We start from the raw sequence: 14,190 nt of genomic DNA, 5'->3' as shown, positions 1-14,190 counted from the left end.
GATTGCATGACTTTTTGAGAAGGTCGTGCGGCGCCCGCTTCAAGGCATCTCGACGGAGACGCTCTTGATCACCGCATGGACCGGCTTGCCGGGCGCCAGGCCGAGCAGGGCGAGGGATTTCGCCGTCAGGCGCGCCGCCAGCTTCGCCTCGCCGCAAGCGACGAGCAGGTGCACGGTGCTGCCGCCGGCGCCGCTGCGTTCGCCGATCTCGGAGACCGTGCCCGGCAGCACGTTGAGCGCACTGATCTCAGCCGGCTGGCCAAGGCTGAGCATGACGTCGCTGGCGAGGATGCGGATCTTGATGCGCTGGCCCTGCCGCAGCGCGCCACGCGCGATCGTCAAGGGACCGGCAGGTGTCGTCAGCCGCGCCAGACCGAAGGCGTCCTCGAAGCCGGCGACCTCGGCGGAGAGCAGCGTGCTCGCTTCCGGCGCACCCGGCCGTGCGGCCAAGTCAGGCCTGGACAGGATGTCCGCGGTCGGGCCGCAAGCCGCGACGCGCCCGTTGTCGACCATGGCGACGGTGGTGGCGAGGCGTGCGACCTCGGCCAGCGCATGCGAGACATAGACGATCGGGATGCCGGCCTCGTCGCGCAGGCGTTCTATATGCGGGAGTATCTCGGCCTTGCGCGCCTCGTCGAGCGCGGCAAGCGGCTCGTCCATCAGCAAGAGGCGCGGCTGAGCCAGCAGCGCGCGGCCGATGGCGACGCGCTGCTTCTCGCCGCCCGAAAGGCCGCCCGGTCTCCGGTGCAGCAGATGGCCGATCCCCAGCAGCTCCAGCACCTTGTCGAGTTCGGCCGGCTTGCGCTGGGCGCGCGGCACGAACCAGTGCCCGAACAGCAGGTTCTGGCGCACAGTGAGATGCGGAAACAGCCGTGCCTCCTGGAAGACATAGCCGATGCGGCGGCGATGCTTCGGCAGGAAGATGCCGCGCTCGGTATCGACCAGCGTCTCGCCATCGACGCGGACATGGCCGGAATCGGGGCGGATCAACCCGCCGATGACATTGACCAGCGAGGTCTTGCCCGAGCCCGAGCTGCCGAACAGGGCGGTGAGGCGCCCGTCGGAGGTGAAGCTCGAATCGAGCGTGAAGTCCCCGAGCCTGTGGCGGACGGCGATGTCGAGGACAGGGGTCATTCGACGGCGATCCGCCGGCCGACGATGCGCGCCATCACTTCCGAGAGAAAGAGCGCGGCGACGGAGATCACGATCGAGATCAGCGTCAGGCGCATCGCGCCGGCATCGCCGCCCGGCACCTGCGTGAAGGTGTAGATCGCGGAAGGCAGGGTCTGCGTCTCGCCGGGGATGTTGGAGACAAAGGTGATCGTCGCGCCGAATTCGCCCATCGCCTTGGCGAAGCACAGGATCATGCCGGCGATGATGCCAGGCAGGCAGAGCGGCAGGGTGACGACGAGGAAGACCCAGATCGGGCTCGCGCCGAGCGTGCCGGCAGCGGATTCGAGCTTGCGGTCGACGGCCTCGATCGAGAGCCGGATGGCGCGGACCATCAGGGGGAAGCCCATCACCGCACAGGCCAGTGCCGCCCCGGTCCAGCGGAAGGAGAGTACGATCCCGAACCAGTCATAAAGAAATTCGCCGATCGGCCCGCGCCGGCCGAAGCCGACGAGCAGCAGGTAGCCCGTCACGACCGGCGGCAGGATCAGCGGCATATGGACGATGGCGTCGAGCAGGGACTTGCCCCAGAAGCGCCCGCGCGCCAGCAGCAAGCCAACCGCGAGCCCCAAGGGGAGGCTCGCGAGCATGGCGGTCGTCGCGACGATGAGGCTGAGCCTCACCGCCGTCCATTCTTCAGGAGATAGCGTAAGCCAGTCGGTCACGAAGCGGCGATCACGAAGAGCTGGCAGCCTTGTTCAGGACGGTGAAGCCCTGCTTCTCGAAGACGGGTCGGGCGGCCGGGCTGCGCAGATAGGTCAGGAAGGCCTGCGCGTCGGGATTGGCCGAATCCTTGGTGACGGCGACCGGGTAGACGATCGGGGGATGCGAATCCTCGGGGAAGGTCGCGACCACCTTAACCTGCGGGTCGGCGGCGGCGTCAGTCGCATAGACGATGCCGAGCGGGGCCTCGCCGCGCGAGACCAGCAGCAGCGCGGCGCGGACATTGTCGGCCTGCGCGATCTTGTCCTTCACCTTGTCCCAGGCGCCGAGCTTCTCCAGCGCGGCCTTGCCGTATTTGCCGGCCGGGACGGAATCGACATTGCCCATGGCGAGGCGGCCGGCGCCGACCGCGCCCGCGACATCGGCGCCGGGCTTGAGGTCGAGCTTGGCGGTCGAATCCTTGCCGGCGACCAGCACGATGCGGTTGGCGAGCAGGCTGACGCGGGTATCCGGCTTGATCAGGTTCTTGCTCGCGGCATAGTCCATCCAGTCCAGATCGGCCGAGACGAAGAGATCGGCCGGGGCACCGTTCTCGAGCTGCTTCGCCAGCGTGTTGCTGGCGGCATAGGAGATCTTCGGCGCCGGCTTGCCACTTTCCTTGACCCAGTTGGCGGCAGCCTCGTCCAGCGCGTTCTTCATGCTGGCGGCGGCGAAGATGACGAGGTCCTTCGTCTGCGCCTGCGCGGCTTCGAAGGTGGGAGCAAAGCTCACGGCAAGGGCCAGGCCCATGCCCAGCAGGGTGCGGCGCTTCAACATGTTGTTCCTCGCTCGAATTTCGCGTTGTATATCGTCGGATATAACGATGGTTGCCGCGCCCCCCGACCCAAGTCAAGGCGCGGCGGCGGCCGCGTTGTCGCAAGGAGAGGACGAGCCATGAAGATCAGCGCCCGCAACCAGCTCAAGGGCAAGATCGTCGAGATCACCAAGGGCGCGACGACAGCCCATGTCCGCATCGATATCGGCGGCGCGATCGTCACCTCCTCGATCACCAATGCGGCGGTGGACGATCTCGGCCTCGCCGTCGGCAAAGAGGCCTACGCCGTGGTGAAGGCGTCCGATGTGATGATCGCGATCGACTGACGGGCTCGCCCACATGGTCCGCGAGAACGAGATCCGCGAGAGGGAGGTCGCTGTGGCGCCGCCGCAGGCGACCGATGCCGGCCTCGTCTTCATCGGCACGATCCGCACGCCCTGGACTTCGCGGCTCACCTGTCCGCGCCAGGGCAGGGCGGACGGCCCGATCTGCCGCATCGAACTCTTCCCGCCCTGGGACGAGGCACTGGAGGGCATCGAGCGCTTCGAGCGGCTGGGGGTGCTCTACTGGCTGCACCAGTCGCGTCGCGATCTCGTGCGCCAGAGCCCGGCCAATAACGGCGAGACGCACGGCACCTTCGCGCTGCGCACGCCGGTCCGACCCAACCCGATCGGCACCTCGATCGCGACGCTGGTGGCGCGGGAGGGGCGGGTGCTGCTGGTGCGCGGGCTCGATTGCCTCGACGAGACGCCGCTCCTCGACATCAAGCCGGACCGGACGCTGTTCACGCCGATCGCCCCGCCGCAGCCCGGCGATTTCGAGACGGGCTAGGCGGCCGGCCTGCCTAAAGGCTCTTCAGAATCAGCCATTCGCCGGTGCTCGTAACTTCGTTCGCCTCAATGAAGCCGATCGACAGATAGAAGCCCAGCGGGCTGTGCTCTCCGCGAACGACGCTCGCGCTGAGTTTGGTGACGCCTTGCGCCTTCAGCATTGCGAAGACCTGCTCCAGCGCGTCGCGGCCATAGCCTTTGCCCTGATGCCGGCGATCGACCATGAAGCGCCAGAGATAGGCTGTATTGGGCTTGTCGTCATCGCGCCAGAGCATGAAGCCGACGGGCTCGTCCCCGGCATAGATCGCCCGGAAGGTCGCGCGCGGTTCGAAATGAGCCTGTGCGATCGAAATCGCGACCGGTGCGACATTCTCGCGCTGCTCCTCCGCGACCTCGAGGCCGCAGATCGTACGAACCGTCTCCGCGGTGATTTCGCGCAGCTCGACAGGCATAGCCATGTTCTCGTTCACCCGTGCGGGTGCTTGTGGATCGGATCGACCCAGTAGACCTCTTCCGGCTTCTCGACCGGGTCGACATCGGTGATGTTGACCACCACCGCCTCGTTGTCGGAGCGCACCAGCACGCATTGCAGCGGGTTGTCGGGATCGGCGTTGATCTCCTGGTGCGGCACGAAAGGCGGCACATAGATGAAGTCGCCCGGGCCGGCCTCGGCGACGAATTCCAACCGCTCGCCCCAGCGCATCCGCGCCTTGCCGCTCACCACATAGATCACGCTTTCGAGCTCGCCGTGATGGTGCACGCCGGTCTTGGCGTTGGGCTCGATCGCGACCGTGCCGGCCCAGATCTTCTGGGCGCCGACGCGGGCATGGTTGATCGCCGCCTGCCGGAACATGCCGGGCGTCTGCGCCGTGTTGGGGTCGAGCTTGTCGCCGGAGATGACGCGCACGCCGTCATGCTTCCAGCGCGGTTCGCCATCATGGCTGTGATCGTGCGGATGGTCGTGATCGTGAGAATGATCGTGACTCATGTCGTCCTCCTCGCTTGCGCAGGCGCAGACTGTCTCAGCCCTTCTTCGCCGACCCCGTCGCGACCGGCCGGTCGCTCGCGCCCCATTCGGACCAGGAACCGTCATAGAGCGCGCGGGCCGGCTTGCCGATTGTCTCCAGCGCCGTTGCGAGGATCGCGGCGGTGACGCCGGAACCGCAGCTCGTGATCAAGGGCCGGTCGAGATCGGCGCCGGCATCAGCGAAGGCGGCGGCGATGGCGGCCGAATCCTTCAGGCTGCCATCGGCGATGAGCGCGGTCGCCGGCACGTTGAGGGCGCCGGGCATATGGCCGGAGCGCACGCCGGGGCGCGGCTCGGCCGCCTCGCCGCGGAAGCGGTCGGCCGGGCGCGCGTCGACCACCTGGGCATTGCCGGCGGAGAGCGCTTTCGCGACATCGTCGGCGTTGGCGACGGCGGAATGGTCGAGACGGGCGGTGAAGCTGCGGGCGGCGCGGGCACGCGGCGGGCCGTGCTCGATCGGCCGGCCCTCGCGCTCCCATTTCGGGAAGCCGCCGTCGAGGATGACGACGTCCTTGGCGCCGAAGGTGCGGAAGGTCCAGCGCACGCGCGGCGCCGAGAACAGGCCGAGCCCATCATAGACCACGATGCGCATGCCGTCGCCGATGCCCATGGCGCCGACAGCTGTCGCAAAGGCATCCGGCCGCGGCAGCATATGGGGCAGGTTGGACGTGGTGTCCTTGACCCCGTCAATATCGAAATGCACCGCGCCGGGAATGCGCCGCTCGGCGAATTCGGCATGCGGATCGCGGCCATGAGCCGGCAGGTACCAGGAGGCATCGACGACGATGACATCGGGCGCGTTCAGGCGCTCGGCCAGCCACTCGGTCGAAACGAAGACGTCTTCACGGGCCATAGGCGTGTCCTCTGGGCATCAGCTTTGGTGTTCTCAGGCGAGCGCGATCCGGACGCGCCGGTTCTGCTTGCCCTTCTTCTCGATATCGGTGACCACGACCGCGCCGATCTCGGCGGTGTTGCGGACATGGGTGCCGCCGCAGGGCTGCAGGTCTATATCGCCGATGGCGACGAGCCGGACGCGGCCCGAGCCGCGCGGCGGCTTCACCGACATCGTCTTGACCAGGCCTGGATTGGCGTCGAGCTCCTCGTCGGTGATCCAGCGCTCGGTGACGTCGGCATTGCGGGCGACCAGCCCATTCAGCTTCTCGGAGATCTCGGCCTTGTCGAGCCCGCCTTCGGGAATGTCGAAATCGAGCCGCCCGTCGCCCTCGCCGATCGAGCCACCGGTGACGGGGAAGGTGAGCACGACGCTGAGCAGATGCAGGGCGGTATGAACGCGCATGCGCTTGAAGCGGCGCTCCCAGTCGAGCACGACCGTCACCGCCTCGCCGGGCGCCGGCAGCGTCTGGCCCTCAGCGGGAACGTGGATGACCCGGCTCTTGTCCTCGGGATCGTAGATCGTGGTGGCGATCGTGATCTCGCTGCCATCGGCGCGGCGCAGATGGCCGGCATCGCCCGGCTGGCCGCCGCCGGTCGCGTAGAAATTGGTGCGGTCGAGGATGATGCCGCCACGCTCGTTCACGGCTTCGACCGTCGCGGGCGTTTCCTTGAGATAGGCATCCTGGCGGAAGAGCAGTTCGGTCGGCATCGTCTCGTGTCTCATGGTGGCGCGGGAACGCCTTCGGCCCCGCAGACTGCACCGATTGCCGCCGAGGTGCCACCTCATTGGCGGGATACCGGGGATGATTTGGGACGCATGGCTTCCGGGCGCGGGCTTTCATGCCTAGATGACTGTCCCGCCAACCCGGAGCTGCCATGGCCTTGCCCCGCATGAAGCCGCAGGACGGCGTCGCCTGGATCACCGGCGCCAGCTCCGGCATCGGAGCCGCGGTTGCGCTCGAACTGGCCGCGCGTGGTTGGACGGTCGCAGTGACCGCTCGGCGGCTGGAGGTGCTGGAGCGCCTCGCGCGCAGCGCCGAGGGCCTGCCCGGCCGCATCGTCGCCCATTCCGGCGACGTCACCGATGCGCAGGGCATGCGCGACGTCACCGATGCGATCGAGAGCATCCACGGGCCGATCGCGCTGGCTTTCCTCAATGCCGGCATCGCGTCGGGGCAGGGCAGGGCGATCGATGTCGAGACCGTCGAGCGGCTCGTCGGGGTCAATCTGCTCGGCGTCGCCAAGAGCTTCTTCGCCGTGCAGCCGCGTATGATCGCCCGCAGCAAGGGACAGATTGCGGTCAATGCCTCGCTCGTCGGCTATCGTGGCCTGCCCGGCGCGGCCGCCTATGGTGCTGCGAAGGCGGGGGCGATCTATTTCTGCGAATCGATGCGCTTCGATTGCGAGGCGGCCGGCATCCGCCTGCAACTGGTCAATCCCGGCTTCATCGAGACGCCGATGACCGAGGGCCGCCGTTTCCCGATGCCGTTCCTGCAGACGGTAGAGGAGGGGGCAAGGCGAATCGTTGATGGATTCGAGCGCGGCGGCTTCGAGATCACCGTGCCGCGCCGCCTCGCCTGGATCCTGAAGGTCGCGCGCCTGCTGCCTTATCCCGTCTATTTCGCGCTGATGAGCCGCTTCGCCGAGCGCAGCGGCTGAGTCGGGTCAGCGACCGCGGATCGCGGCGAAGGCGTCCAGCGCGCGCTGGCGCCCGAAGGCGAGGTCGACGAGCGGGGCAGGGTAGGTCTCGCCGATTCGAATACCGGCCTCGCGCAGGGCCTTCTCCGACGCCTTCCAGGGCTGGTGGACGTCCTTGTCGGACAGCCCTGCCAGCTCCGGCACCCATCGGCGGACATAAGAGCCCTTGGGATCGTGGGTTTCGCCCTGCGTCACCGGGTTGAAGATGCGGAAATAGGGCGAGGCGTCGGCGCCGGAACCCGCGCCCCATTGCCAGCTCGCGGCGTTGTTGGCCGCGTCGGCATCGACCAGCGTGTCCCAGAACCAGGCTTCGCCGGCCCGCCAGTCCTGCAGCAGATGCTTGATCAGGAAGGAGGCGACGACCATCCGCACGCGATTATGCATCCAGCCGGTCGTCCAGAGTTCCCGCATGCCGGCATCGACGAGCGGGATGCCGGTCTGTCCGCGTTGCCAGCGGCGCAGCGCCGTCTCGTCCGGTCGCCAGGGGAAGGCATCGAAGCGCGAATCGTAATTGCGCGTCGCCAGCTCCGGATTGTGGAAGAGCAGATGGTGGGAAAACTCCCTCCAGCCGATCTCCGAAAGAAATTTCTCGGCGTCCTGCTCCGATCCGGCGGCCTCGCCGGCGGCGCGAGCATGCTGGAGCGCGTACCAGACCTGTCGCGGTCCGATCTCGCCGAAATGCAGATGCGGCGACAGGCGCGAGGTCGCTGCTCGGTCCGGCCGGTCGCGATCCTCGGCATAGCCGGCAAGCACGCTGCCGATGAAATCATCGAGCCGCGCCGCAGCACCTGCTTCTCCCGGCGTCCATGCATCCCGTAGACCGCCGGCCCAGTCGGGCTTTCGCGGCTCAAGGCCAAGATCGGGCAGCGAGACTGCCAGCGCCTCGATCGAATCGGGCAGGGGCAGTGCCTCGATTCGCGTGGGAGCGGGAACAGGAGCGTCCGGCTCCCCCTTCTGACGGGCCGCGCGCCAGTAAGGCGTGAACACCTTCATCGGCTGCCCGGTGGTCGTGGTCACCTGCCACGGCTCATTCAGGAGGTGACTGTTGAAACTGCGGACATCGATTCCCCGCCCCGACAAATCCTCCTTGAGCTTGCGGTCGAGGGCGATCTCCGCCGCCTCGTAGCGGCGGTTCCAGGTGACGTGGGTGATTCCCGCCTCGGCCACGATGCGCGGCAGCAAGACCGCCGGATCGCCCCTCATCAGCACGAGCCGTCCGCCCTTTGCTGCGAGCGCTTCGCCGAGGGCGTGAAGCGAGCGCGACAGCCACCAGCGCGAGGCGGCGCCGATGGGGCGGCGATCGGGTCCGGTATCGAGGATGTAGAGGCATAGGGCCGGCCCGGCCTCGGATGCGGCCGCGAGCGCTGGATTATCGGCCAGCCTCAGATCGTTGCGGAACCAGTGCAGGGCGCGTTCAGCCATCATTCCTCTCCAGCCGCGATCCGCGCGGACCGCAGTCCCGCGATCAACGCGGCGATGCGGATACGGTCCCGGACCAGAGGAAAGATTTTCGGACGGAGCCTCCGAGAAGCAGCCGGTGCGCGCCGAATCTGCTATCGCGGGCTCAGATTTCGAGAGGCTGATGCAGGAGATCTGCGATCAGCCAGGACACGCCTGCCGTCCCGGCCATGAGGACCGCTATCAGAATGGCTTCGACCATGACGCTACTCCGCCCCGAACAGGCATGCGTCAATAACTAGAATTTTAACGATCTGTAAACGAAATCCTTAAGGCGAATCACAGCCTGAACGATCGTTCCAGATGAGCGGCTGCTGAAAGATGGATGCATTGGAGGAAGCGGGACTCGATCTCGAACTTGGGGAGATGGGCCGGAGGCTGGACAACTTGTTCGCCGCCCGCCGCCCGCGCACGAGGCAGAACCACAAGCCCGCAGGCTTCGAGGTTTCGGCTGTCGAGGCCGGCACCGGGCGTCTGCGCGTGATGCTGGACGCCGACCTGCCGGAAGCCGTCGGCCGGACGATACTGACCCTGGCGATCAAGCATGGTGCGGGACCGGGGCGGGGCGACGGTCACCGCAAGGCCGTTCCGGATTCGGCCGCCAATGCCGCGCAAAAGGGCTGAATACGCGCAAGAGAAGTCGGGATTGCGACCTTGATCGCTGACGACCGGGAACCCGGGAGCGTCTCGGGCGTCCCTTGCATGATGACCAACCCGAAAAAGCCGCCCCTGGACTTCTGGCTCTGGCTCGCCGTCATCGGCCTGACGGTCATCGTGGCAGTGTCGTCCCTGACATTCCCCAAGCGGGTCGCACCGGATTCGTTTCGGCCTCGCTCCGCCGCGCACTGAGGGGCTTTGGGAGGTGGGCTTTAAAGCTCGCGCCCGATGGCCGGCACCGCAAAATCCGCAGGAAACGCATCGCGCAAGGCGATTGGTCCGCGGGCGCCGATGAGCATGGGCTCACGGGAGAGCGGGACGAATGACAGCAGCCTGGAAACTTGGGAAAGCGCGGCGATATCGGCGCTAGGAAATTTGGAGGCCTCGCCCGAAGCCTGTGAACTCATAAACTACAACGGCTTAACTCAAATCTTGGTCCCGCCGGCGACCGTCGTTTTACGGGGCTTTCTGGCGAGATTGTCCCGGACTCTCTGAAGTCCGCTCTCGACCCGTAGCGGTAGCAAGCTGTACCAGTACCAAGGCCGTCGATGGTCTTCCCACCGGCACGCTAGCCCTTCCGCAACGAGCCTAATGCCATAGACGATTCATTGCGGCTGACAACTCGCAACAGCCGCCCGTATCGGTCAGGCTGCATGCGTTTGGGGGGCCTTGTCGCGCGGAGTGAAGGAAATGTCCGCCGATCTGCACTGGCGGACCAAACTTCGTAAGTCGCCTTGGGCGACGCGCTGTTAGCTGACGCTGGCAATTCTGCGCAACTCGGCATGCATAGTGCCTTCGGGTAGCACCGCGATAAGAATTTGGGCAAGCCTTCGGATAAACCTCATTTCCTCAAGGTCATTTGCATAATCGTTTTCGTCAGATAATGAACTCTAGTTGCTACGGCCTAACGAAGGACTGGGGGAATGACTATGAGGTTATTGGGGCTGACAAGCGCGCTTGCGCTGATACTGCTTTCGGCGCCGGCGCTGGCTATGCCTGCCGGTATGGGTGCGAACTGCCAAAAGATTTATGGGCTTTACGAGGCATCCAAAGGACCGAAGGCTTTTGCCAAGGGCAATACGAAAGCGTGCGGCTACGCATATGGCAAAGGTAGCATCGCAGAAGCCCGTAAGGCAGCACTCAACTTCTGCCGACAGAACAAGGGAGATGGCTGCCTCGTCGTCGACAGCGAATCCTAAAAAGCGCACGAAAGGGCCCGCCGGTGCGGATCGGCGGGCCTGATCTCTTAAATCAGCCTGGGCCTCAGGCGAGACGGCGATACTTCTTCACCCCGCGAAAGGCGGCTTCCGACCCGTAGCGGACTCGCGCCTTGCCTCGATCCGTGGCCAGGAGGAGAGAATTTCTCCAGCAACTTGTCCCGCGAAATGGGTGGATGGAGTCCCCGGCAAACCGATGGGTGTAAATAACTCAGCAATATCAGCTGCTTAGGGGATTTTTTGGAGGCCTCGCCCGGAATCGAACCGGGGTGCAAGGATTTGCAGTCCTCTGCGTAACCACTCCGCCACGAGGCCTTCCTGCGAAAACGGCCGCGGCCGCTTCAGCGAGAGCGCTATAACCACAAGCCGCGCCGCACCGCAACCCGGCATCGCATCTTCCACAGCGACGACGACAAATCTGCTTGGCCGGCTCGCAAGGGGCTTGCACTATCCGGATCGCACGGCTAAGACGCCGCCACGTTGTTCCCGGATAGCTCAGCGGTAGAGCAATCGACTGTTAATCGATTGGTCGCAGGTTCGAATCCTGCTCCGGGAGCCAGCTTCCCCCTCACATCGACAGATCGTCTTGAACGCCGCTGGTTCATGCCTTCGGTCTCAGGGGGCGCTTGCCTTTTGCGCGAGCCTCGAACAGAAAGCTGCGGAAGAACGGCGCGATCGCTGCACCGGTTCGTGGCGGCTTTCAGAGCATCGGCCGCGCCTTGCAGCACCGGCGCCGTGGACGGAGAGTTCGGGTATGGACGATTTCACCTCGCTGCGCCGCAATATGGTCGATTGCCAGCTGCGCACCTATGACATCACCGATCGGGCCGCGCTGGCCGCGGCGGATTCGGTGCCGCGCGAGGCTTTCGTTCCCGGAAACCTGTCCCATCTCGCCTATCTCGACCAGTCGATCCCGCTGCCGGGCACCGGCCGGGCGCTGATGACCCCGATGGTCGCGGTGCGGATGATCCAGCTCTTGGACCCGCAGCCGGGCGAGGCCGCGCTCGAATATGCCGGCGGTTCCGGCTATGGCGCCGCGCTGATGGCAAACATGGGCGCAAAGGCCACGCTCTGGGAGCCTGACAATGCGGCGCGCGCTCTGGCCGAATCGGCGCTGAGCCGCGCCGGAGCCGGCAATGTGACGATCACGGCGGCGCAACCGGCGGCTGCCAGCTTCGACGCGATTCTCGTCAGCGGGGCCTGCGAGATCGTGCCCGAAACGCTTTTCCCGCTGCTGCGGCCGGAAGGCCGGCTCATCGTGGTCGAGGGGCTGGGCCGGGCGGCACGGGTGATGCTCTATCTGAAATCCAGCGAAATCGTCTCCGGAAGACCCGTTTTCGACGCCGCTGCGCCTGTTATCTCGGAGTTCCGCCGTCCCGCGGCCTTCGTTTTCTGATGACGACAAGTGTCGCATTTTTGCGCCACTGTACGAACGAAACCATTCCGGCACCGCCCCATGCGTTGGCGAGAGGTGCCGGAACGGGTATAAATTGCAACTCTGCCGAGGCTGGGGCGATGCCTGGGCGCGACTTTCAGTGCGCACATGAGGCGTCCAGTGCATAAACGCTACGACAAGATTTCCGGACTTGCTCTCTCCGCCGCCTTCGCCCTGGCGTTGGTCGGAGGCTGGGCGGGGCCGGTTTCGGCCCAAACCATGGACGCCGCGCTCGCGCGGGCTTATTCCGCCAATCCGACCCTCAATGCGCAGCGCGCCTCGGTCCGTGCGACCGACGAGAACGTGCCGCAGGCGAAGGCGGGCTACCGGCCGCGCATCACGGCTTCGGCCGATATCGGCGCCAGCATCACCGAATCGGGCATTCCGGCCTTCGCCAGCAACTCGCCGGTCCACAACACCAACGTGTCCCGGCTCGGCCCGCGCGGCGTCGGCGTGCAGGTCGACCAGAACATCTTCGATTCCGGCAAGACCCGCAGCGCCGTGGGCCAGTCCGAATCGCAGGTGCTCGGCGCCCGCGCCACTTTGCGCAATACCGAGCAGAACGTGCTGCTCGATGCCGCGACCTCCTATATGAACGTGCTGCGCGACACTGCGATCCTCAACCTCAACCGCAACAACGTCGAGGTGCTCGAGGAGCAGCTGCGCCAGACGCGCGACCGGTTTCAGGTCGGCGAAGTGACGCGCACCGACGTTGCGCAGGCGGAAGCCCGCCTGTCATCGGCCCGCTCGCAGGCGATTCTCGCCGAATCGAACCTGAAGACCTCCGTGGCGCGCTTCCGCCAGAATGTCGGCACCGAGCCGCGCTCGCTCGCGCCGGCCCGGCCGGTCGAGGGGCTGCTGCCGAAGTCGCTGCCGACCGCGCTGACCCAGGCTCTCTCGAACCACCCGGCGATCATCGCCTCGCTGCACGGCGTCGACGCCGCGGAACTCCAGGTCAAGGTCACCGAGGCCGATCTCTATCCCGTCGTCGGCGTCCGCGGCGTGGTCCAGCAGCGCTATGACAGCCAGTTCTCCGGCGACAACCGCTTCTCGGCCAGCCTCGTCGGCACGCTGACCATTCCGATCTACGAGGGCGGCCAGATTTATGCCCGCACCCGCCAGGCCAAGGAAACGGCCGGCCAGCGCCGGATCGAGGTCGACACCCAGCGCGACACCGTGCGCGCCGCCGTCGTCTCCGCCTGGGGCGGGCACGAAGCCGCCAAGGCTCAGATCACCGCGGCCCAGGCGCAGGTCGAAGCCGCGTCCACGGCTCTGTCCGGCGTCCGCGAGGAGGCGAAGGTCGGCCAGCGCACGACGCTTGACGTCCTCAACGCCCAGCAGGAGCTGGTGAGCGCCCGCTCGAGCCTCGTGGTCGCGCAGCGTGACCGGGTCGTCGCCTCCTATGCGGTGCTGTCCGCGATCGGCAAGCTCTCCGCCCAGTCGCTCAAGCTCAAGGCCGAGATCTACGACGCTCGCCAGCATTACGAGCAGGTGCAGGGCAAGCTCTGGGGCACCCAGACCCCCGACGGCCGCTGAAGGGCGGCTGTCGGCTCCGCGCCGCGGCACATTCCGGCAACAGAGCGGATTTCTCCTGTGGGAGAGCCCGTTGGTGCCTTGTCTGACATCGCTGCCGTGGAATACTGCGCTCTTGGAGCGGCGTTGATTCCGTCGGCGCGCCCGGTGTCCAACGGTCTGACTCATGAGCGCGCAAGCCAAGCCCAGCGAACCGTCGATGGAGGAGATCCTCGCCTCCATCCGCCGGATCATCTCGGATGACGAGACGAAGCCGGCCGAGGAGGCCGCCGCGCCGCCAGTCGAGCCGGAACCTGCGCCGGTCGCCGCCATCGACGACGACGTGCTGGACCTGGGGGCGGAGGCCGCTCTGGTCGCCGCGCCCATGCCGGAGCCCGCGCCCGTTCCGCCGGCCGCTGTCCCGGACGAATCCGATGTCGCCTTCGTCGATGAGGAGCCCGTCGCGGCTCTGCCTCCGGAGCCGCCGGCCCCTGCAGCCGAGCCGCAGCCGACCCCGGTCCGGTTTGAGCCGCCACAGGCTCAACCGCAGCCTGCTTTCGCGTCCGTCCCCGACATGGCGAGCCTGTTGTCGGATCAGGCCAGTTCGGTGGTGACCAACGCCTTCGGCCAACTCGCCTCGACCGTGCTCAGCAACAACGCGCGGACGCTGGAGGATCTGGTCAAGGACATGCTGAAGCCGATGCTCAAGACCTGGCTCGACGACAACCTGCCGACCATGGTCGAGCGGCTGGTCCGCACCGAGATCGAGCGCGTCGCGCGCGGTGGCCGCAGCTGAGGCGGCCGCCCGGCGTCCC

General features: G+C 66.5%; 17 protein-coding genes and 2 tRNA genes. 10 read left to right on the top strand and 9 right to left on the bottom strand.

Annotated elements, in window-relative coordinates; translation table 11 throughout:
- Positions 1–39: 39 nt before the first annotated feature.
- The 3 genes from modC to modA are packed head-to-tail and all read right to left on the bottom strand — an operon-like array spanning position 40 to position 2,649.
- Complete coding sequence (gene modC / locus AC6RIC_RS15070) at positions 40–1,134, bottom strand: molybdenum ABC transporter ATP-binding protein (RefSeq protein ID WP_499732936.1); 1,095 nt, start codon at positions 1,132–1,134, stop codon at positions 40–42.
- A complete protein-coding gene (gene modB / locus AC6RIC_RS15065) occupies positions 1,131–1,835 on the bottom strand; it encodes a molybdate ABC transporter permease subunit (RefSeq protein WP_499732935.1) in 705 nt (234 codons plus the stop codon). The genes modC and modB overlap by 4 nt, the downstream gene beginning before the upstream one ends.
- 10 nt (positions 1,836–1,845) lie before the next feature.
- The gene (gene modA / locus AC6RIC_RS15060) at positions 1,846–2,649 is read right to left on the bottom strand and encodes a molybdate ABC transporter substrate-binding protein (protein WP_499732934.1); all 804 of its coding nucleotides are present in this window, start codon (positions 2,647–2,649) and stop codon (positions 1,846–1,848) included.
- A gap of 117 nt (positions 2,650–2,766) precedes the next feature.
- Between modA and AC6RIC_RS15055 the strand changes: the two genes are divergently transcribed.
- Positions 2,767–2,973 (top strand): TOBE domain-containing protein, encoded by a 207-nt coding sequence (locus AC6RIC_RS15055; RefSeq protein ID WP_454657013.1) that lies wholly within the window; start codon positions 2,767–2,769, stop codon positions 2,971–2,973.
- A 13-nt stretch (positions 2,974–2,986) separates the two neighbouring features.
- On the top strand, positions 2,987–3,478 hold the full coding sequence (tsaA, locus tag AC6RIC_RS15050; protein WP_499732933.1) for a tRNA (N6-threonylcarbamoyladenosine(37)-N6)-methyltransferase TrmO: 492 nt from the start codon (positions 2,987–2,989) through the stop codon (positions 3,476–3,478).
- A gap of 13 nt (positions 3,479–3,491) precedes the next feature.
- Here tsaA and AC6RIC_RS15045 read toward each other — a convergent pair whose 3' ends face one another.
- Genes AC6RIC_RS15045 through AC6RIC_RS15030 form a run of 4 tightly spaced genes read right to left on the bottom strand, consistent with a single transcriptional unit; the run spans position 3,492 to position 6,107 of the window.
- Positions 3,492–3,935 (bottom strand): GNAT family N-acetyltransferase, encoded by a 444-nt coding sequence (locus AC6RIC_RS15045; protein WP_499732932.1) that lies wholly within the window; start codon positions 3,933–3,935, stop codon positions 3,492–3,494.
- 8 nt (positions 3,936–3,943) lie between these two features.
- A complete protein-coding gene (locus AC6RIC_RS15040; protein ID WP_454657010.1) occupies positions 3,944–4,465 on the bottom strand; it encodes a cupin domain-containing protein in 522 nt (173 codons plus the stop codon).
- A gap of 34 nt (positions 4,466–4,499) precedes the next feature.
- On the bottom strand, positions 4,500–5,357 hold the full coding sequence (gene sseA / locus AC6RIC_RS15035; RefSeq protein ID WP_499732931.1) for a 3-mercaptopyruvate sulfurtransferase: 858 nt from the start codon (positions 5,355–5,357) through the stop codon (positions 4,500–4,502).
- A 33-nt stretch (positions 5,358–5,390) separates the two neighbouring features.
- Positions 5,391–6,107, bottom strand: a complete 717-nt coding sequence (locus AC6RIC_RS15030; protein WP_499732930.1) for an alanyl-tRNA editing protein — start codon at positions 6,105–6,107, stop codon at positions 5,391–5,393.
- Between the two features lie 167 nt (positions 6,108–6,274).
- Here AC6RIC_RS15030 and AC6RIC_RS15025 point away from each other — a divergent pair, with 167 nt between their 5' ends.
- Complete coding sequence (locus tag AC6RIC_RS15025) at positions 6,275–7,057, top strand: SDR family NAD(P)-dependent oxidoreductase (protein WP_499732929.1); 783 nt, start codon at positions 6,275–6,277, stop codon at positions 7,055–7,057.
- Between the two features lie 6 nt (positions 7,058–7,063).
- Here the strand turns inward: AC6RIC_RS15025 and AC6RIC_RS15020 are convergent, their stop codons facing one another.
- Positions 7,064–8,518 carry a cryptochrome/photolyase family protein gene (locus tag AC6RIC_RS15020; RefSeq protein ID WP_499732928.1) on the bottom strand — a complete coding sequence of 485 codons (1,455 nt, stop codon included), beginning with the start codon at positions 8,516–8,518 and terminating at the stop codon, positions 7,064–7,066.
- 423 nt (positions 8,519–8,941) lie between these two features.
- Here AC6RIC_RS15020 and AC6RIC_RS15015 point away from each other — a divergent pair, with 423 nt between their 5' ends.
- From AC6RIC_RS15015 to AC6RIC_RS15005, 3 genes are all read left to right on the top strand, one after another.
- Complete coding sequence (locus tag AC6RIC_RS15015) at positions 8,942–9,178, top strand: hypothetical protein (RefSeq protein WP_499732927.1); 237 nt, start codon at positions 8,942–8,944, stop codon at positions 9,176–9,178.
- A 78-nt stretch (positions 9,179–9,256) separates the two neighbouring features.
- Positions 9,257–9,403 carry a hypothetical protein gene (locus tag AC6RIC_RS15010; RefSeq protein WP_499732926.1) on the top strand — a complete coding sequence of 49 codons (147 nt, stop codon included), beginning with the start codon at positions 9,257–9,259 and terminating at the stop codon, positions 9,401–9,403.
- Positions 9,404–10,134: 731 nt separating this feature from the next.
- Positions 10,135–10,410: a hypothetical protein gene (locus AC6RIC_RS15005; protein ID WP_499732925.1), complete on the top strand. Its 276-nt coding sequence runs from the start codon at positions 10,135–10,137 to the stop codon at positions 10,408–10,410.
- A gap of 259 nt (positions 10,411–10,669) precedes the next feature.
- Here the strand turns inward: AC6RIC_RS15005 and AC6RIC_RS15000 are convergent.
- Positions 10,670–10,743: transfer RNA gene (locus AC6RIC_RS15000), tRNA-Cys, on the bottom strand.
- 169 nt (positions 10,744–10,912) lie between these two features.
- Here AC6RIC_RS15000 and AC6RIC_RS14995 point away from each other — a divergent pair.
- The 4 genes from AC6RIC_RS14995 to AC6RIC_RS14980 all read left to right on the top strand — a co-directional run bounded on the left by AC6RIC_RS14995 (position 10,913) and on the right by AC6RIC_RS14980 (position 14,171).
- Positions 10,913–10,987: transfer RNA gene (locus tag AC6RIC_RS14995), tRNA-Asn, on the top strand.
- 195 nt (positions 10,988–11,182) lie between these two features.
- Positions 11,183–11,824, top strand: coding sequence for a protein-L-isoaspartate O-methyltransferase family protein (locus AC6RIC_RS14990; RefSeq protein ID WP_454657004.1), 642 nt, complete (start codon positions 11,183–11,185; stop codon positions 11,822–11,824).
- Positions 11,825–11,983: 159 nt separating this feature from the next.
- Complete coding sequence (locus AC6RIC_RS14985) at positions 11,984–13,399, top strand: TolC family outer membrane protein (protein WP_499732924.1); 1,416 nt, start codon at positions 11,984–11,986, stop codon at positions 13,397–13,399.
- A 163-nt stretch (positions 13,400–13,562) separates the two neighbouring features.
- Entirely contained in the window at positions 13,563–14,171 is a 609-nt protein-coding gene (locus tag AC6RIC_RS14980) for a PopZ family protein (protein WP_499732923.1), read from the top strand.
- The last annotated feature ends 19 nt before the right edge of the window (positions 14,172–14,190 follow it).

This window comes from Allobosea sp. TBD101 (genome assembly GCF_059817965.1).
The sequence above is the reverse complement of the archived record's forward strand: the minus strand, read 5'-3'. Positions and strand labels throughout refer to the sequence as shown.

Excerpts from the sequence above, each read along its gene's own strand:
- AC6RIC_RS15010 (WP_499732926.1), top strand. The coding sequence starts at position 9,257 with ATGATGACCAACCCGAAAAAGCCGCCCCTGGACTTCTGGCTCTGGCTC.
- tsaA (WP_499732933.1), top strand. The coding sequence starts at position 2,987 with ATGGTCCGCGAGAACGAGATCCGCGAGAGGGAGGTCGCTGTGGCGCCG.
- AC6RIC_RS15055 (WP_454657013.1), top strand. The coding sequence starts at position 2,767 with ATGAAGATCAGCGCCCGCAACCAGCTCAAGGGCAAGATCGTCGAGATC.
- AC6RIC_RS15005 (WP_499732925.1), top strand. The coding sequence starts at position 10,135 with ATGACTATGAGGTTATTGGGGCTGACAAGCGCGCTTGCGCTGATACTG.
- AC6RIC_RS15040 (WP_454657010.1), bottom strand. The coding sequence starts at position 4,465 with ATGAGTCACGATCATTCTCACGATCACGACCATCCGCACGATCACAGC.
- sseA (WP_499732931.1), bottom strand. The coding sequence starts at position 5,357 with ATGGCCCGTGAAGACGTCTTCGTTTCGACCGAGTGGCTGGCCGAGCGC.
- modC (WP_499732936.1), bottom strand. The coding sequence starts at position 1,134 with ATGACCCCTGTCCTCGACATCGCCGTCCGCCACAGGCTCGGGGACTTC.
- AC6RIC_RS15020 (WP_499732928.1), bottom strand. The coding sequence starts at position 8,518 with ATGGCTGAACGCGCCCTGCACTGGTTCCGCAACGATCTGAGGCTGGCC.
- AC6RIC_RS15030 (WP_499732930.1), bottom strand. The coding sequence starts at position 6,107 with ATGCCGACCGAACTGCTCTTCCGCCAGGATGCCTATCTCAAGGAAACG.
- AC6RIC_RS15025 (WP_499732929.1), top strand. The coding sequence starts at position 6,275 with ATGGCCTTGCCCCGCATGAAGCCGCAGGACGGCGTCGCCTGGATCACC.
- AC6RIC_RS14980 (WP_499732923.1), top strand. The coding sequence starts at position 13,563 with ATGAGCGCGCAAGCCAAGCCCAGCGAACCGTCGATGGAGGAGATCCTC.
- AC6RIC_RS14990 (WP_454657004.1), top strand. The coding sequence starts at position 11,183 with ATGGACGATTTCACCTCGCTGCGCCGCAATATGGTCGATTGCCAGCTG.
- AC6RIC_RS15045 (WP_499732932.1), bottom strand. The coding sequence starts at position 3,935 with ATGGCTATGCCTGTCGAGCTGCGCGAAATCACCGCGGAGACGGTTCGT.
- modA (WP_499732934.1), bottom strand. The coding sequence starts at position 2,649 with ATGTTGAAGCGCCGCACCCTGCTGGGCATGGGCCTGGCCCTTGCCGTG.